Origin of the sequence: Pseudanabaena sp. BC1403, assembly GCF_002914585.1 — a bacterium.
Classification (GTDB): domain Bacteria; phylum Cyanobacteriota; class Cyanobacteriia; order Pseudanabaenales; family Pseudanabaenaceae; genus Pseudanabaena.
This window is the reverse complement of sequence record NZ_PDDM01000011.1, coordinates 102,112-121,885: the sequence shown is the minus strand read 5'-3', so window position 1 is coordinate 121,885 and position 19,774 is coordinate 102,112. Positions and strand designations below refer to the sequence as shown.

Sequence of the window (19,774 nt, the reverse complement as noted above, 5' to 3'; positions counted from 1 at the left end):
GGGGAAATTCATTTGTAAAACGCTATAAGTATCATATCGTAATTAAATATAAAACCTAAAGCTTATGGTTTATGCGCAGCTTACACCAAAGGCTTTGAATCTAGTTTTTAATTATGCTCAGCTACTTAGTATTGGCTTGCTTATATTACGCTCTTTATTTTCCTTTAATATTCTCAAAAAGATTTTGCTAAAGATGTTTGTCTGTTAATTTTATTTATTTTGTGTGAGATGGGGAGCGGTATCTATGACTTCTATTTTTCGTTTATCTTGTTTAGGTGGCTGTCTATTTCTGGGGCATTTATCCCTAACTTATTCTGTCTCAGCACAATCTGTGACAGCCGATGGCACACTTTCTACAACAGTCACCAGTCCTGACAATCTTAACTTTACGATTACCAATGGTAATCAGCCCAATAGTGGAGCAAATCTATTCCATAGTTTTAGTCAGTTCTCAGTGCCCACGGGTGGTTCTGCTACTTTTAATCTGGTTAGCACACCGAATATTTCGACGATTTTTAGTCGGGTGACGGGAGGCAATGTTTCCAACATTGATGGCTTGATTCAGACCACAAATAACAGCAATCCTGTGAGTTTGTTTCTAATCAATCCCAGTGGGATTATTTTTGGTCCCAATGCCAGTCTAAATATCGGTGGATCGTTTGTAGGAACTACAGCAAATAGCGTCATTTTTAGTGATGGAGTTAAGTTTAGTGCCAACGATCTCACATCTAATCCTCTGTTGACTGTGAATGCTCCCATTGGGCTAAACCTTGAGGCAAATGCGGGAGCAATTAGTTTACAGAAAATGGCTACCCTGCAAGTGGCTCAGGGAAATACCTTGGCTTTAGTAGGCAGTCAAATCAATATGACAGGCGCAAACCTGATCGCTCCAGATGGACAAGTGGAACTATGGGCAGCACAGAATGCCCAAATCGCCATAAACAATCAAGCGAAATGGCAACTTACTTCTGCCCCTAGTATTGTGAATTGGGGAAATATTTCACTCAGTCAAACCTCCTTAGTTGATGCAAGTGGAATCAATGGCGGAGCAATCAACATCCGTGGACGCGGGCTGACCTTGCAAGATGGCTCAAATATTCGTTCTATTACTTCGGCTGGGCAAGGTAAGGGGATCACCGTCCAAACTACAGAATTTGTTGATCTGCTGGGAGCTTCCCAAGCAGGTCAATTTGCTCCTGGCATTTCGACTTCTGTGGGTATATTGTTTGGCGCTCCTGCAACTGGGCGAGCTGGAGATGTGACCGTTGAGACAGGGAGTTTACGGTTGAGTAATGGCGCTTGGCTTCAGTCCTCCTCTACTGGTGACAATTCGCGATCGGGAGATGTGACCGTTAAAGCTGCGGATGTGGATGTATTGGGATCTAATCCATTTCTTGAAACGCCTACCGCTATAAACGCCAACCTCTTTGTTGGCACTAATAATGAGAGTGGCAAGATTACCATCGATGCAGATCGAATTCGCGTGCAAGATGGTGGAATTATCAGTACGGCTTTGGTTGTCGTAAGTCCTGTTCTTCCTACAGGTAAGGCTGGAGACATCTCGATCCGAGCAACTGAGAGCCTTGTAATATCGGGATTCACACCCGCTAAACTGCTATCTGGAGTGAGTTCGAGAATTGGAGCAACAACGGGGGAAGCAGGAAACATCTCGATTGATGTTGGCAGTTTGCAAATCTTTAACGGGGGGACTGTTCGGAGTACGCTATCGGGAACAGGAAAAGCGGGGAATATCACCATTAGGGCTAAGGATGTGACAGTGAGCGAGCCAGAACTTGATGGTCTCAGCAGCTTACCTGGCGGTATTACGGTTTCTCTGGGGGCTAATGCGGTTGGCTCAGGGGGAAATATTACCTTAACGGCTGATACGTTACGGCTTTTTGATGGTGGGCAAATCACCTCTTCAACCAATGGAAATGGTAATGCGGGTAGTATCAATCTGCAAGTCAAAAACATTGCGGTAGATGGTGTCTCTAAAACCTTGTCCAATGGTCAAACTCTGCCCAGCACGATCGCGGCAACTTCTTCTACAAAATCTGATGCGGGTTCAGTCAATATAGTTAGCGATCGGCTTGATGTTCTTAATCGTGGAGAAATTTCTGTTAGTAATACTGGTGGTGGAAATGCAGGTAACTTAAGCGTTAGCGCTTCTCGCGTTCAACTTGATTATGGGGGAAGTCTGCGATCGGAAGTTTCCGCAGGCGATCGCGGCAATATCTCGATTAACTCTGATGTGTTGCTGCTGAGGCACGGCAGCCAAATTAACACCAATGCCACAGGTAATGCTACAGGAGGTAATATCAACATCAATTCAGCATTTATCGTAGCGGTTCTATCGGAAAACAGTGACATCACGGCTAATGCTGTACTAGGAGCAGGTGGGAAGATCAACATCACTACGCAAGGTTTATTTGGGCTAAAATTCCGTCCGCAATTGACCTCAGAAAGTGACATCACGGCAAGTTCGCAATTTGGGCTAAGCGGCACGGTGAATATTAATAACCTTGCTTTTACTCCCACCGCAGGGTTAATCGAGCTACCTAGCAATATCGATGATCCGAGTCAGCGAATTGTCCAAGGTTGTAGAACCTATGGCAATAGTCGGTTTGTTGCCACAGGCAGAGGAGGGTTGCCTGAAGATCCTAGCGATCGCCGCAATAGCTCCCATCCTTGGACAGATATCCGTGATCCATCTGCTTTCCGCAATCCCGTCGCTTTAGCAACTGTCAAGCAATCCGAAAAGCAATCGGAGAATTCAGCACCGCCCATTGTAGAAGCTACGGGTTGGCAATTAAATGCGAAGGGTGAGGTAAATATCTATGCTGCCAATAATGCAGCTATAGGAACGCCTATAACTGATTGCGCAGGATTCTTGGCGATTACAAGCAAAACTTTTTAAAGAGGTATTGTCCAATGAGTTTTAGTCAAAGACTATTGTGGTGTGGTTCTAGCTTTCTTTTCTTGGGAATGCTTTTACCCATAAATGTCTCAGCACAATCTGTGACAGCCGATGGCACGCTGTCTACTACAGTCACTAGTCCCGACAATCTTAATTTTACGATTACCAATGGTAATCAGCCCAATAGTGGAGCAAATCTATTCCATAGTTTTAGTCAATTCTCAGTACCGACGGGTGGTTCTGCTACTTTTAATCTAGTTAGCACACCGAATATTACAACGATTTTCAGTCGGGTGACGGGAGGTAGTGTCTCCAACATTGATGGCTTGATTCAGACCTCAAATAGCAGCAATCCTGTGAGTTTGTTTCTGCTCAATCCCAGTGGGATTATTTTTAGTCCCAATGCAAGGCTCAATATCGGTGGATCATTTGTTGGAACTACAGCAAATAGCGTCATTTTTAGTGATGGAGTAAAGTTTAGTGCTAGCGATATCACAGCTAATCCTCTGTTAACTGTGAATGCTCCTGTAGGGCTAATTCTCGGAACCAATGCTGCACCAATTGAAGTACAGGGAACACCTGCGCCTAATTTCTTTTTGCGATCGCCCCAACTATTCAAAGCTCAGACCATCGCGTTAGTAGGTGGAGAGATTAGTTTGACTAACGCTAGTCTATCGAATCCAGATGGACGAGTGGAACTGTGGGCAGTACAAAATGCTGAAGTTAAGTTCACAAATGCCACTCAACTGCAATTAACTAGTGCCTCAACTACTGCTGACTGGGGTCAAATTACACTGAGTAAATCCTCTCTAATTGATACGAGTGGACTCAACGGCGGCGCGATCGTAATTCGTGGGCGAGGGCTAACACTTCAGAATGGCTCAAATATTTCTTCTGACACTGGAGCGGGAGGTCAAGGGCAAGGTATTAATGTCAAAACCACAGAATTTGTGGATTTGCTGGGGGCAACGGATGCACTGCAATATGAGACTCCTGGTCTATCTACTACAGTATTGGGGAATGGCGCTAGAGCAGGTGATATTACTGTAGAAACCGAGTCTTTACGAATTGCGAATGGATCTTGGTTGCAATCAGTTAATAATGGCGTTTATTCTTTCGCGACTAATTCTTTCGTAACTTTCAATGACTCCTCCACTGGCAATATTTCCATTCTTGCTAAAGATGTCAAATTAAGTGGCTACAATCCATTTCCTAATCCTTTTTTTGGTATTCCTTTTTTCCGTCCTAGTTCGATTACCACTCTGATTACCAGTGGTAATCGCAATATTGGTGGGAATATTTCTGTTCAGGCGGATCGAATACAGATGCTGGATGGTGCACATATCAGCACAGATCTGGTAGGTCTCAATTTTCCAGGTGTTTTGCAACCAAGTACTACTGGGTCGGCTGGGGATATCTCCATCCGAGCTACTCAGAGTCTAGAAATTCGAGGCGCAAATCCATCAAGCTTTACAAGTGCTGTGACTAGTTCAATCCAACCTTTTGCGGAAGGAAATAGTGGAAATGTATCGATCTCAACTGGGAAATTGGTACTCGCTAATGGTGGCACAATTTCTAGTGCGCTTGTTGGCAATGGTGTGGCAGGAAGTATAAATATCCAAGCCACAGAAGTGAGTGTGAGCGATCCCGTCATTGATAGTTTTAGTCAGACTGTCAGTGGAATCACTGTGGCTGTTGGGGCAAATGCGATCGGACAGGGTGGCAATATTAATATCAAAAGCGATCTCTTAAATATATTCAACGGTGGACAAATCACCTCATCTACTGATGGTAACGGTGCTGCTGGCAGCATTAACCTGATCGTTAAAAATGTTGACGTACAGGGCATCTCTCAATCGCTAATTAACGGTCGGCAACTCCCCAGTAGTATTAATGCAATTTCTTCTACAAAATCTGATGCTGGTTCGATAAGTATAAATAGTAATCGGCTTGACGTACGCAATGGGGCGGAAATTTCTGTTAGTAATACAGGTGGTGGCGATGCGGGTAACTTAAGCATTAGGGCTTCTCGCGTTCAACTTGATTACGGGGGCAGTCTGCGATCGGAAGTTTCCGCAGGCGATCGCGGCAATATCTCGATTGACTCTGATGTGCTGCTGCTGCGGCACGGCAGTCAAATTAACACTAATGCAACAGGTAATGCTACAGGAGGTAATATCAACATCAATTCAGCATTTATCGTAGCGGTTCTATCGGAAAACAGTGACATCACTGCTAATGCTGTACAAGGAGCAGGTGGGAAGATCAACATCACTACGCAAGGTTTATTTGGACTGAAATTTCGTCCGCAATTGACATCAGAGAGCGACATCACGGCAAGTTCGCAATTTGGGCTAAGCGGCACGGTAAATATTAGCAACCTTGCTTTTACTCCCACCGCAGGGTTAATCGAGCTACCTAGCAATATCGATGATCCGAGCCAAAGAATTGTCCAAGGTTGTAGAACCTATGGCAATAGTCGATTTGTCGCCACAGGTCGAGGAGGGTTGCCTGACGATCCTAGTAATCGCCGTAATAGCTCCCATCCTTGGACAGATATCCGCGATCCCTCTGCTTTCCGCAATCCCAATGCTTTAGCAACTACACCGCAATCTGAGAATGCGAAAACACCCATTGTGGAAGCTACGGGTTGGCAACTAAATGCGAAGGGTGAGGTAGATATCTATGCTGCTAATAACTTAGCTAGAGAAACAACCGTAAATGATTGTGCGGGATTCTTAGCGATCGCAAGCAAAGCTTTTTAAAGAGGTATTATTCAATGAGTTTTAGTCAAAGACTATGGTGGTGCGGTTCTAGCTTCCTATTCTTGGGAATGCTTTTACCCACAAATGTTTCTGCGCAGAGCGTGACAGCTGATGGCACACTATCTACAACAGTCACCAGTCCCGACAATCTTAACTTTACGATTACCAATGGCAATCAGCCCAATAGTGGAGGCAATCTATTCCATAGCTTTAATCAATTCTCAGTGCCGACGGGAGGTTCAGCAACCTTTGATTTAGTCAACACACCGAATATTTCAACAATTTTTAGTCGGGTGACGGGAGGGAATATTTCTAATATAGATGGCTTGATTCAGACTACAAATAGCAGCAATCCTGTAAGTTTGTTTCTACTCAATCCCAGTGGGATTATTTTTGGTCCCAATGCCAGTCTAAATATCGGTGGATCGTTTGTAGGCACGACAGCAAATAGCGTCAAATTTGTTGATGGAACAGAGTTTAGTGCGGTGAACACCAATAGCCAACCATTGTTAACGATTAATTCGCCAATTGGGTTACACATGGGAGCAAATGCAGCACCGATAACAATACGGAGCAATCTCACCACAGGAGTGGATCTAATACTGGAAGGTGGTAGCCTAGATCTGCAAGGACAATTGATAGCAGGGAGAGATATTACCTTAAAAGCACAGGATACCGTGAAGATTCGAGATACTGTCATAACTCCATTCCTCGCCCAAGCAGGAAGGAACTTGACGATTCAAGGAAATCAGAGTGTTGATATCCTAGCCTTGAACCATGCTGGAGGAGCCTTGCGGAGTGGGGGAGATCTGAGATTGATAAGCAATGGGAATATTTCTGGAGATGCCCATTTTGTCAGTGGTGGTAATGTTTCATTTCAGACGGTGACAGGTACTCCAGGTAAGTTTATCAGCCTATTCGATCCGATCATTTATGCTAATGGGGATGTGGTATTTGGAGACTATACAGGCGTAGCCCTGAAGGTAGAAGCGACGGGGAGCATTGAGGGAGGAAATATTACCATTACGGGCCCCGATATCACCGTTCCCAGTAGTGATCCAGATTTTATTACTCTAACGACGCAGTCTGCGGCAATTTTACGAGCTGGGGTGACTTCTTTACCTACATCCAATTTGCCCCAACTGGGAGTGGGATCCACCAATTTTACAACGGGGACAGTGGCGGGACTGCCTGCTGGTAGCATTAGGGTTGCCAGTGTTAACACCTCCAATTTCACGGGTGGGGATGGCGGTTCAATCATTCTGAATGCTGCTGGGGATATTGTAACGGGAGATTTGAACTCGGTTGCTTTTGGCGATGGTGTGAATGGTGGCAGCATCAATCTTTTTGCCAATGGCAATATCTCAAGCAATAACTTTGACTCAAGCACATTTTTAACAGCCAATAGTGGGTATGGGGGCGATATCACGATTGCCACGACTAATGGCAATCTCTCTGTTAATGGAAACTTATTTTCAGTAGCAAATAGCCTAGGTGCAGGTATAGGTACAGCGAATGGAGGTGCAATTAGCCTTTCTGCAACTAACGGTAATCTCTCTGTTAATGCTTTATTATCTTCATCAGTAAATAGCCAAGGTACAGGGAAAGGAGGTGCAATTAGCTTTTCTGTAACTAACGGTAATCTCTCTGTTAATAGTTTATTATCCGCTTCGTTCACAGGGACAAATGGTAATGGAGGCGATATCACCCTTTCTGCGATTAATGGGAACCTTATTAGCCAAGGCCTTATGTCTTCTGATTCCTTCTCAACTGATAATAGTGGCAATGGAGGCAATATTACACTTTCTGTGAGCAATGGGAACCTTTTAAATGAGAGTAGTTTGAGCGCCTATTCCCTAGGGGTTATGAATAGTGGCAATGGGGGCAATATTACATTTTCTACGACTAACGGCAATCTTTCTAACCAAGGGGATTTATATTCTATATCCTTCGCACTAGTGAATAGTGGCAATGGTGGCAATATTACATTTTCTGCGACTAACGGCAATCTTTCTAATCTAGGAGATTTGTCCTCCTTATCCATTGGACAAGTGAATAGTGGCAATGGTGGCAATATTACATTTTCTGCGACTAACGGCAATCTTTCTAACCAGAGGGATCTATACTCCTCATCCGTTGCACAGACAGGTAATAGCGGGTATGGTGGTGACATCAATCTAATTGCCAAAGAAGGAGATATCCTTGGCAATATGAGCAGTTTATATACTTTTTCTGTTGCTCCTAACGGAACATCTAGCAATGGTGGTTCGATCAAATTAGAAGCCCAAAATCAGATATCTGGACTGACATTACTAACGACATCATCTTCCGATCGGGCGGGGGCAGTGTCGATTTTGGGGCATGGGGATTTAGCGATCGCCGATACCGTGGTTCTAACAAGTAAACAGGTTTCTATTTCCACTCCATTTACGGGAGCGATTAATATTTCAACAGATGGTACAGGACGTTCGGGCGATGTCAATATCAACAGTGTGGGTAATCTCACCCTCAACAACAGCCGCATCGAAAGCGATACCAAGGGACTGGACTCCGCTGGCAATGTCACTCTCACTAGTAGCGGATTGATTCGCTTTGACAATAGCCAAATTGCCAGTAGTACCAGCAATTCAGGACTTGCAGGCAACATCAACCTCAACGCTAGCAAAGGCATTGACATCGGCAACAATAGTCGCCTTTCGGCGCTCACCAGTAGCAGTGGCAATGCAGGCAACATTGATATCAGCACTGCGCAATTAAACTTACGAGATGGGGCGGAACTGTCAGCATCCTCCTCTGGGAGTGGGCGAGCGGGAAACATTAACATCAACGCTGATGACGTGACAATTGATCGGGCAAGGGTCTCTTCTAATACCTCTAGCACTGGAGCAGCGGGGGAGGTGAAGCTCACAATACCAAAGGGTTCGCTTTCCCTATTCAATGGTTCTGAAATCTCTACATCTACTCAAGGTAGTGGCAATGCAGGCAATGTGGAGATCTCCGCCAATAATATAAATGTTCAAGGAAGTATCATTAGCAGTCAATCCTCAGGTAATGGTAACAGTGGTTCCTTAGATCTACGTACTTCCCGACTTTTGTTGGCAGACTATGCCCAACTTTCTACAGCTTCATCAGGCATGGGTAAAGCTGGAAACATTAACATCAGCTCTCAACAAGTTACCCTAGCGAATAGTTCCCAAATCACTAGTCGCAGTCAAGGTACGGGTGATGGTGGCACTATTCAAGTAAATGCGCGATCGCTATTTTTAAATGATGCTTCCCAAATCAATGCCCAAACGAACTTTGGTAATGGCGGCAACCTGAATCTTTCCCTTGGGGAACTGCTTCTGTTGCGGAATGAAAGTTTGCTATCGGCGGAAGCGGGCGGTAAGGGCAATGGCGGTAATATTACGATTAGCAGTCCTTTCATTATTGGTCTAGGCAATAGTGATATAGTCGCTAATGCCTTTCAAGGCAATGGGGGCAATATCCAAATTAGTACTAATGGCATCTTTGGGTTGAAATACCGTCCTTACCGCACCGTTGATAACGACATCACGGCAAGTTCGCAATTTGGGCTAAGCGGCACGGTAAATATTAGCAACCTTGCTTTTACTCCCACCGCAGGGTTAATCGAGCTGCCTAGCAATATTGATGATCCGAGCCAGAGAATTGTCCAAGGTTGTAGAACCTATGGCAATAGTCGATTTGTCTCCACAGGTCGAGGAGGGTTGCCTGATGACCCAAGCGATCGCCGCAATAGCGTCCATCCTTGGACAGATCTCCGTGATCCTTCTGCTTTCCGCAATCCCAATGCTTTAGCAACTACACCGCAATTTGAGAATGCGAAAACACCCATTGTGGAAGCTACGGGTTGGCAACTAAATGCAAAGGGCGAAGTGGAGATCTATGCTGCCAATAACGAAACAAGAGGAATACCTGTAACTGATTGTGCAGGATTCTTGGCGATCGCAAACAAATCTTTTTAAAAATGGAGTATTCAATGAATTTTAGTCAAAAACTATTGTGGTGTGGTTCTAGTTTTCTGTTCTTGGGAATGCTTTTACCCATAACTGTCTCAGCGCAATCTGTGACAGCCGATGGCACACTTTCTACAACAGTCACTAGTCCTGACAATCTCAATTTTACGATTACCAATGGTAATCAACCCAATAGTGGAGCAAATCTATTCCATAGTTTTAGTCAGTTCTCAGTACCGACGGGTGGTTCGGCAACTTTTAATCTAGTAAGCACACCGAATATTACAACCATTTTTAGTCGGGTGACGGGAGGTAGTGTTTCTAACATTGATGGCATGATTCAGACCACAAATAATAGCAATCCTGTGAGTTTGTTTCTAATCAATCCAAGTGGGATTATTTTTGGTCCCAATGCAAGACTAAATATTGGCGGATCATTTGTCGGTACGACGGCAAATAGTATCAAATTTGCGGATGGGGTGGAATTTAGTGCTAGCGACAGCACTACTAATCCGCTGCTGACGGTCGCATCGCCAATTGGCTTAAATATGGGGAGCAATTCGGGAAATATCACCGTACAGGGAAATGGTAGTAACGCTAGGTTAAATGGCGCATCATCTGTTTCAAATCTGACTAATTTAAATTTAAGCGGTTTACAGGTTCAATCTGGTCAAACACTGGCTTTGGTGGGTGGAAATGTCTCTCTAGAGGGGGGTGTGATTTCAGCTTTAGGTGGGCGAATTGAATTGGGAAGTGTCACTGGAGGCAGCGTTGAGATTGGTGCAACATCGCAAGGATTGACACTCGCATATCCCAATGCCGCTAGCTTTGGCAATATTCAGATGAGCCAACGCGCCTTAGTAGCAGTTCGTGGCACTAGTCCTGGTTCAATTCAAATGCAAGGTAAACAGGTTAGTCTTAGTGGTGGTTCGATCGCAGTTGTCCAAAACCTCGGCATTCAAAAGGCAGGCGATGTTACGATCAACGCCACAGAATCCTTGCAAGTAATTGGTATGTCTCCAGATTTTCTCAGTTCTAGTGGTGTGGTGAATGAAACTACTGCCGCTGGAGGGGCAGGCAATATTTTCATTACTACCCCCAAGCTGATGATTGATAAAGGGGCAATCGTGATGGATCGTGCCTTCGGTAATGCCCAAGGAGGCAATATAACCGTTAAAGCGAATGAAGTAGGAGTAGGTGGGATTCAACCTGGCAATCCTTCTACTGCACCGATATTTGGGGTGCTGATCGCCGCTACCCTTGGTACTGGTCAGGGTGGAGATTTATCTATCTCCACTAATCAACTGACTATTTTTGGAGGCGGGAATGTTGGCACTAGAACTTTTAGTAGGGGGAATGGGGGAAATGTCAATGTCATCGCTGATAAGGTGATGGTTTCGAGCTTGGATGCCCTTCCTAATAATTCCACAGTAATTAGTCTCCTATCAGCGAATACTTTTGGTTCTGGTAATGCAGGAAATCTTCAGCTCGATACGCGCACGCTATCAATTCAAGATGGGGGACTGGTTTCAGTTTCTACTGTGAGTACTGGGAGTGCTGGCAATCTCACAATCAATGCGTCTGAGTCGATCGATGTCAGTGGGGTGAAAGATAGCCAGAACCCAAGTTACATAGGTGCGGTGGCGCGTACATTTGTATTAACTAACAATCCTACTTCCCAAGCGGATGCAGGCAATATTACAATTAATACGCCAACTTTGATGGTTCGTAACGGGGGAACTGTGATCGCTGAGAATCAAGTTCTTGGTGATGCTGGCACACTCACAATTAATGCGAATACCATTAAACTCGATAATGGTCGCCTCTCCACTTCCACCAAAGTTGGTGAAGGTGGCAATATTAACCTGCAAGTTCGCGATCTCCTATTGATGCGTCATGGTAGTCTCATCAGCGCTGAAGCAGGTGGTGCTGGTAATGGTGGTAACTTGACAATTAACTCACCTGTGATTGTGGGGATAGAAAACAGTGACATTATTGCGAATGCGGTGCGAGGATCAGGTGGTAATATCAACATCACTACGCAAGGTTTATTTGGACTGAAATTCCGTCCGCAATTGACATCAGAAAATGACATCACGGCAAGTTCGCAATTTGGGCTAAGCGGCACGGTAAATATCAGCAACCTTGCTTTTACTCCCACCGCAGGTTTAATCGAGCTACCTAGCAATATCGATGATCCGAGTCAGCGAATTGTCCAAGGTTGTAGAACCTATGGCAATAGTCGGTTTGTCGCCACAGGTCGAGGAGGGTTGCCTGAAGATCCTAGCGATCGCCGCAATAGTAACCATCCTTGGACAGATCTGCGTGATCCTTCTGCTTTCCGCAATCCCAGTGCTTTAGCAACTGTAAAGCAATCCGAAAAGCAATCTGAGAATGCGAAAACACCCATTGTGGAAGCTACGGGTTGGCAATTAAATGCGAAGGGTGAGGTAGATATCTATGCTGTTAATAACGCAGCTATAGGAACAACCGTAACTGATTGCGCAGGATTCTTGGCGATTACAAGCAAAACTTTTTAAAGAGGTAGTAGCCAATGAATTTTAGTCAAAGACTATGGTGGTGTGGTTCTAGCTTTCTATTCTTGGGAATGCTTTTACCCACAAATGTTTCTGCTCAGAGCGTGACAGCCGATGGCACACTTTCTACTACAGTCACCAGTCCCGACAATCTCAATTTTACGATTACCAATGGTAATCAGCCCAATAGTGGAGGAAATCTATTCCATAGTTTTAATCAGTTCTCAGTACCCACGGGTGGTTCTGCTACTTTTAATCTAGTTAACACACCAAATATTTCGACCATTTTTAGTCGGGTGACGGGAGGCAATGTTTCTAACATTGATGGCATGATTCAAACCACAAATAATAGCAATCCTGTGAGTTTGTTTTTAATCAATCCCAGTGGGATTATTTTTGGTCCCAATGCCAGTCTAAATATCGGTGGATCGTTTGTAGGAACTACAGCAAATAGTATTAAATTTGCTGATGGCGCGGAATTTAGTGCCATTACCCCCCAAGCATCACCACTGCTCACAATTGCATCGCCGATTGGCTTAAATATGGGTAGCAATGCAGGAACAATTACTGTGCAGGGTCAGGGAAATAAGTTGTTCGATGTTACTGGCTTTGGTACGCCCAGTAACATCAATACCCCAATCGGATTACAAATCAGTGCAAATAATACGCTGGCATTGATTGGCGGTGCTGTAAACTTTTCTGGTGGCGTTGTCACCACTAATGGCGGTGGGCATCTAGAGGTGGGTAGTGTTAGTAATGGGCAAGTGGTACTCAAGCCTACTTCTACGGGTTGGGTTGGCGATTATTCATCTGTGCCGCAATTTAACGATATTCATCTTGCGAAAGAATCACTACTGGACGCTAGCGGTAGTAACGGCTCCATCCGATTGCAAGGAGGAAACATTAGCTTGACTGAGGGTTCTTCTTTGTTGCTCCAAAACTTAGGAACGCAACCGTCTGGAGGAATTACGGTTAATGCCACTGGCTCCCTCAATTTGGCAGGGAATACAGCCAATGGTGACTTGGGAAGTTTCATGCAAATCCAAAATTTCGGCACAGGACGGACTGGAGATATTGCCATCTCTGCTGCCCAGTTATCCCTCCAAGATGGAGCCAGAATTTTGACTAGAACTCGGACGCAAACAGCAGGTGGGAATATTACCGCAAATGTGAGCGGCTCGACCGAGGTCATTGGCTTTAACAGCAACAACCCAGCCATTTATACTGCGCTCACAACATTTTCAGCAGATAGCGGCAATGCAGGGAATATCATGTTATCCACCAGAATTCTCAGGGTTCTAGATTCTGGTCAGATTATTTCTGTAGCCTTACGCTCTGGAGACACTGGCACAATCCAAGTGAAGGCAACAGATCAAATCGAAATTGCAGGTTTCAATCCTCTGGCATTTTCAGAAAGTTCGCTAACTACTTTTACTCAGGGTTCTGGTAATGCTAATAGCTTAGTCATCAACACCTCTAGATTAGTGCTTCAAGGGGGAGCAGCTCTGGGATCTTCTACCGTTGCCACTGGTTCAGCAGGTAGCGTGGAAATTAACGCTTCAAAGTCCATCGAAATCCAAGGGTGTGGTACTGAGGGTAATGCGGCTGGGGTAATCTCTCGCATTACTTCAAACGCTGAACTTCTTAGTCCAGAGACTCAAGCAGCTTTTATACTACCTGCTATTCCCACTGGTAATGCGGGTTCTCTCACCATTAATACGCCATCATTACGCATTGCTGATGGGGCGGCTGTGAGCGTCAAAAATGATGGTCCAGGGCTTGCTGGGAATATACAGATTAATGCCAACTCTCTGTTTCTAGATGGCAAAAGTAGTATTGTCGCCTCTACCGCCTCTGGAAACGGAGGAGATATTCGCTTAAACCTCCAAAGCAATCTGTTGATGCGTCACAATAGCTTGATTTCTGCCACTGCTGCGGGTAATGGTAATGGTGGTAACTTGACAATTAACTCACCTGTGATTGTGGGAATAGAAAACAGTGACATTATTGCTAATGCTGTGCGAGGATCAGGTGGGAATATCAACATCACTACGCAGGGATTATTTGGACTGAAATTTCGTCCGCAATTGACATCAGAAAATGACATCACAGCAAGTTCGCAATTTGGGCTAAGCGGCACGGTAAATATCAGCAATCTTGCTTTCACTCCCACCGCAGGGTTAATCGAGCTACCTAGCAATATCGATGATCCGAGCCAGAGAATTGTCCAAGGTTGTAGAACCTATGGCAATAGTCGGTTTGTCGCCACAGGGCGAGGAGGGTTACCTGAAGATCCTAGTAATCGCCGTAATAGCTCCCATCCTTGGAACGATCTCCGCGATCCTTCTGCTTTCCGCAATCCCGCCGCTTTAACAACTACACCGCAATCTGAGAATGCGAAAACACCTATTGTGGAAGCTACGGGTTGGCAACTAAATGCGAAGGGTGAGGTAGATATCTATGCTGCTAATAACGTAGCTAGAGAAACAACCGTAACTGATTGTGCGGGATTCTTAGCGATCGCACCAAAGCTTTTTAAAGAGGTAGTAGCCAATGAATTTTAGTCAAAGACTATGGTGGTGTGGTTCTATCTTTCTATTCTTGGGAATGCTTTTACCCACAAATGTTTCTGCTCAGAGCGTGACAGCCGATGGCACGCTCTCAACAACAGTCAACAGTCCCGACAATCTTAACTTTACGATTACCAATGGTAATCAGCCCAATAGTGGAGCAAATCTATTCCATAGTTTTAGTCAATTCTCAGTGCCCACGGGTGGTTCTGCTACTTTTAATCTAGTTAGCACACCGAATATTACGACCATTTTTAGTAGGGTGACGGGAGGTAGTGTTTCTAACATTGATGGCTTGATTCAGACCACAAATAGCAGCAATCCTGTGAGTTTGTTTCTGCTCAATCCCAATGGAATTATCTTTGGAGCCAATGCCAGTCTCAATATCGGTGGATCGTTTATCGCTACGACGGCAAATAGCGTCAAGTTTATTGATGGAATAGAATTTAGCGCCGTGAATCCATCAGCTTCACCTTTACTGACAGTGAATGCCCCACTCGGTCTAGATTTTGCCCAAAATCCCAAGGGAATTACTGTGCAGAATACGGGACATCGCTTAATCGATAGGATTTTTACCCCCACCGATCGCAGCCAAAGTCCTGTTGGGTTACAAGTTAACGGAGGTAATACTCTGGCGCTGATTGGTGGCGAGGTGAATCTATCAGGTGGTATTATTACCACGAATGGAGGTGGACATCTGGAAGTTAGTGGTGTCAGCGATGGACAGGTCGGACTCAAAGCTACGTCTACAGGGTGGGTAGGAGACTACTCATCGGTGCGGCAATTCCAAGATGTTCATCTTGCCCAGCAATCGCTGCTCGATGCCAGTGGTGCGAAGGGTTCTATCCAAGTACATGGGAAGAATATCAGCTTGAGCGAAGGTTCCGCTATTTTGCTGCAAAACTTGGGTTCCCAAGCCTCTGGAGGAATTACTATTAAGGCAGCAGGTTCGCTAAATCTGACTGGTACAGTCCGCGACGGCAGCTATGCAAGTTATATCAAAATTGACAATTTAGGTACTGGGCAAGTGGGAGATATTGCCATCTCCGCCAAGCAAGTATCCATCCAAGATGGCGGAAATATCATTACTGGTATGTATACTCCAGCATCGGGGGGAAATATTATAGCCAAGGTTGCCGACTCAATCTTGCTAGATGGCTTTAATCCCACTAGCCCAGCGAACCCATCCTCGATCTACACAATCACCTTTAACTCCGCTAATGCAGGCAATATTACACTCTCCACGAGCAATCTGAGGCTTCTGCGTCGTGGCATTTTGAGCAGTATATCATTTGGCACTGGAAAGACAGGAAACATTCGAGTCCAAGCTCAAGATTTGATCGAAGTTGGTGAATACATCCCCAGCCAGCTAGTGTCACCGAGTGGAATCCTTTTAGCAAGCACCGCTCTTGGAGATACTGGAGATCTTTTGATCAACACCGCCCGCTTAGTGATTCGAGATGGTGGAGTAGTAGGGTCTATTGTTGCTGGTAAGGGAACATCGGGTAATGTAAGCATCAATGCGTCGAATTCCGTGGACGTTCAGGGTCGGCAGGTTGATTCAATTGTACCTAGCCGCATCATTTCATCGGCTGAGATTTTGGATGCAGCCACTCAACAAATCTATGGATTGCCTCCAATTCCCAGTGGTGATTCGGGTTCACTCATAATTAACACCCCATCGTTACGCATTACTGATGGAGCGTATGTTGCAGTTAAAAACGATGGATCTGGTAGAGCAGGAGATGTGCAGATTAATGCTAATTCAATTTTTCTAGACAATCAAGGTAGTATTTTAGCCTCAACTGCTTCTGGTAATGGAGGAGATGTTAACTTAAACTTGCAATCATTTTTACTGCTACGTCACAACAGCCTGATTTCTGCCACCGCAGCAGGTAATGGGAATGGTGGTAACTTGACAATTAACTCACCTGTGATTGTGGGAATAGAGAACAGTGACATTATTGCGAATGCGGTGCGAGGATCAGGTGGGAATATCAGTATCACTACACAAGGTTTATTTGGACTGAAATTCCGTCCGCAATTGACCCCTGAGAATGACATCACGGCAAGTTCGCAATTTGGATTGAGTGGCACGGTAAATATTAATAACCTCGCTTTTACTCCGAGCGCTGGATTGATTCAACTGCCTAGCGATATCGATGATCCGAGCCAGAGAATTGTCCAAGGTTGTAGAACCTATGGCAATAGTCGATTTGTCTCCACAGGGCGAGGAGGGTTGCCTGAAGATCCAAGCGATCGCCGTAATAGCTCCCATCCTTGGAACGATCTCCGCGATCCTTCCACTTTCCGCAATCCCGCCGCTTTAGCAACTACACCGCAATCTGAGAATGCGAAAACACCTATTGTGGAAGCTACGGGTTGGCAATTAAATGCGAAGGGTGAGGTAGATATCTATGCTACCAATAACGCAGCAAGAGGAACACCTGTAACTGATTGTGCAGGATTCTTAGCGATCGCAACAAATTTTTTTAAAGAGGTAGTATTTAATGAATTTTAGTCAAAAACTATTGTGGTGTGGTTCTAGCGTTCTGTTCTTGGGAATGCTTTTACCCATAACCGCTTCTGCTCAGAGTGTGACAGCCGATGGCACGCTGTCTACTACAGTCACTAGTCCTGATAATCTTAACTTTACGATTACCAATGGTAATCAGCCCAATAGTGGGGCAAATCTATTCCATAGTTTTAGTCAATTCTCAGTACCGACGGGTGGTTCTGCTACTTTTAATCTAGTTAGCACACCGAATATTACGACCATTTTTAGTCGAGTGACGGGAGGCAATGTCTCCAACATTGATGGCATGATTCAAACCACAAATAATAGCAATCCTGTGAGTTTGTTTCTGCTCAATCCCAATGGGATTATTTTTGGTCCCAATGCAAGACTAAATATCGGTGGATCGTTTGTAGGAACTACAGCTAATAGCGTCATTTTTAGTGATGGAGTAAAGTTTAGTGCTAACGATCTCACAGCTAATCCTCTCTTAACCGTAAACGCTCCTATTGGGTTAGACCTCCCAGCTAATGCAGCGCCGATCACTGTACAAGGGACAGGTTATGGCTTAACAGTTGTCAATAGTCTAGCTCCCTTTATTCGGACTCCCAGTGCCAGCGAACTGCGAGTCAATCCAAAAAACACGCTAGCGTTGGTGGGAGGGGATTTACATCTGAATGGAGCAACTCTAACTGCTGAACAAGGGCGCATAGAACTAGGTAGCATCAGCGATGCTGGACGGATCAATCTGATCCCAACTACAAGTGGCTATATGCTGGGATATGGCAATCAACGCTTTGGTGATATTCAGCTTACTCAAAAATCCCTACTGGATGTGAGTGGAGTCAATTCGGGTTCGGTGCAGATACAAGGACGAAGGATGCAATTTACTGATGGCTCATTGGTATTGTCCAAAAACCTTGGCAATCTTCCCAGTGGTGACATTCACTTACAGGCTTCAGAGGCGATCGATATCATCGGCACAACAACTAATGCCCAGATTCGTAGCGGCATTCGTTCTGAAGTTTTGGGTACGGGGAAGGGTGCAAACGTTAGTATTACTACCCCTCGGCTAACTCTCCAGCAGGGCGCAGGAATAAATAACAATGCATTTGGAGCAGGTTCCAGTGGCAATATTACCATTGACGCAACAGCAATTGAATTGTCTGGTTCTTCTAATGTCAATCCAACAGGTGTAACCAGCTTGACTACTAGCACTCGTGGGAATCAAGCCGCAGGTGACATCTTAGTAAATGGTAATAGTTTAGTGATATCTGGTGGTGCAGCACTGTCTTCGATCGCATTTAGTGCTGGCTCCAGTGGTCAAGTCACCATCAACAACGCAGAGACCACAGTGATTGGTGATAACTTTGGTGGACTCTACAGCAATATTAGCGCCATTACCTATGGAACTGGCAATTCTAAAGCTTTGACGTTAAATACCAATCGCTTACAAATTTTAAATGGAGGTGCGATCGCCACAACTTCATTCTTAGTTGGTCGGGCTGGAGATCTAGATATTAATGCGGCAGAATCTATCCAAATTAGCGATCGCAGTCGATTGAACAATAGCAGCATTAACTCTTCTGTATTGCGTCCAGAACCGCTGATCAAACAGCTATTTAATCTACCCAATATTCTGAGTGCTGATGCGGGTAATGTGACAGTTACTACACCAAAACTAATTCTGACGGATGGTGGGACAGTAAGTGTTACCAATCAAGGTACTGGCAATGGTGGAAATATCAAGGTTATTGCCAGCACAATTCAATTAGACCGCCAAGGCACGATCCAAGCACAAACTGAGTCTGGCAATGGCGGCAACATTGACTTACACGCAGATAAACTATTGCTGCTGCGTCACAATAGTGTGATTTCAGCTACAGCAAGTGGTAATGGCAATGGCGGGAACATTAAAATCAGTGCCCCAGTTATTGCTGGATTTGAAAACAGTGACATTATTGCTAATGCTGTGCGAGGATCAGGTGGGAATATCAATATCACTACGCAGGGATTATTTGGACTGAAATTTCGTCCGCAATTGACATCAGAAAATGACATCACAGCAAGCTCACAATTTGGGCTAAGCGGCACGGTAAGTATTAGCAACCTTGCTTTTACTCCCACCGCAGGGTTAATCGAGCTACCTAGCAATATCGATGATCCGAGCCAGCGAATTGTCCAAGGTTGTAGAACCTATGGCAATAGTCGGTTTGTCGCCACAGGCAGAGGTGGGTTGCCTGAAGATCCTAGCGATCGCCGCAGTAGTAACCATCCTTGGACAGATATCCGCGATCCCTCTGCTTTCCATAAAGCCACAAACTCAACGGCTGTAAGTCAATCTGAGACTGCCACTCCGCCGATTGTCGAAGCTACTGGCTGGCGGACTAATGCCAAAGGAACTGTAGATATCTACGCCACAAACTCGGTGCCTTCTACTTCAGCTTTCTCTCTCACTAACTGTGCGGGCATATCTACATCTAACCTATAATT

7 protein-coding genes are annotated in these 19,774 nt (G+C 45.0%); all 7 read left to right on the top strand.

Translation table 11 applies throughout. The features are described 5' to 3' along the window. The first annotated feature begins 244 nt into the window (after positions 1–244). Genes CQ839_RS11955 through CQ839_RS11925 form a run of 7 tightly spaced genes read left to right on the top strand, consistent with a single transcriptional unit; the run spans position 245 to position 19,772 of the window. Positions 245–2,917, top strand: coding sequence for an S-layer family protein (locus CQ839_RS11955; RefSeq protein WP_103668502.1), 2,673 nt, complete (start codon positions 245–247; stop codon positions 2,915–2,917). Between the two features lie 14 nt (positions 2,918–2,931). Then, positions 2,932–5,682 (top strand): S-layer family protein, encoded by a 2,751-nt coding sequence (locus tag CQ839_RS11950; RefSeq protein WP_103668501.1) that lies wholly within the window; start codon positions 2,932–2,934, stop codon positions 5,680–5,682. Between the two features lie 14 nt (positions 5,683–5,696). Next, entirely contained in the window at positions 5,697–9,668 is a 3,972-nt protein-coding gene (locus CQ839_RS11945; RefSeq protein ID WP_103668500.1) for a filamentous hemagglutinin N-terminal domain-containing protein, read from the top strand. A gap of 14 nt (positions 9,669–9,682) precedes the next feature. Continuing rightward, a complete protein-coding gene (locus CQ839_RS11940; protein WP_103668546.1) occupies positions 9,683–12,199 on the top strand; it encodes a filamentous hemagglutinin N-terminal domain-containing protein in 2,517 nt (838 codons plus the stop codon). Positions 12,200–12,213: 14 nt separating this feature from the next. Next, positions 12,214–14,760 (top strand): filamentous hemagglutinin N-terminal domain-containing protein, encoded by a 2,547-nt coding sequence (locus tag CQ839_RS11935; RefSeq protein ID WP_103668499.1) that lies wholly within the window; start codon positions 12,214–12,216, stop codon positions 14,758–14,760. Further along, on the top strand, positions 14,750–17,287 hold the full coding sequence (locus tag CQ839_RS11930; RefSeq protein WP_103668498.1) for a filamentous hemagglutinin N-terminal domain-containing protein: 2,538 nt from the start codon (positions 14,750–14,752) through the stop codon (positions 17,285–17,287). Before CQ839_RS11935 ends, CQ839_RS11930 begins: the two co-directional genes overlap by 11 nt. After that, entirely contained in the window at positions 17,277–19,772 is a 2,496-nt protein-coding gene (locus CQ839_RS11925; RefSeq protein ID WP_103668497.1) for a filamentous hemagglutinin N-terminal domain-containing protein, read from the top strand. The genes CQ839_RS11930 and CQ839_RS11925 overlap by 11 nt, the downstream gene beginning before the upstream one ends. Positions 19,773–19,774 lie beyond the last annotated feature (2 nt).

Bases quoted from the DNA above. Each gene is read 5' to 3' on its own strand.
- CQ839_RS11955 (WP_103668502.1), top strand. From the start codon at position 245: ATGACTTCTATTTTTCGTTTATCTTGTTTAGGTGGCTGTCTATTTCTG.
- CQ839_RS11950 (WP_103668501.1), top strand. From the start codon at position 2,932: ATGAGTTTTAGTCAAAGACTATTGTGGTGTGGTTCTAGCTTTCTTTTC.
- CQ839_RS11945 (WP_103668500.1), top strand. From the start codon at position 5,697: ATGAGTTTTAGTCAAAGACTATGGTGGTGCGGTTCTAGCTTCCTATTC.
- CQ839_RS11940 (WP_103668546.1), top strand. From the start codon at position 9,683: ATGAATTTTAGTCAAAAACTATTGTGGTGTGGTTCTAGTTTTCTGTTC.
- CQ839_RS11935 (WP_103668499.1), top strand. From the start codon at position 12,214: ATGAATTTTAGTCAAAGACTATGGTGGTGTGGTTCTAGCTTTCTATTC.
- CQ839_RS11930 (WP_103668498.1), top strand. From the start codon at position 14,750: ATGAATTTTAGTCAAAGACTATGGTGGTGTGGTTCTATCTTTCTATTC.
- CQ839_RS11925 (WP_103668497.1), top strand. From the start codon at position 17,277: ATGAATTTTAGTCAAAAACTATTGTGGTGTGGTTCTAGCGTTCTGTTC.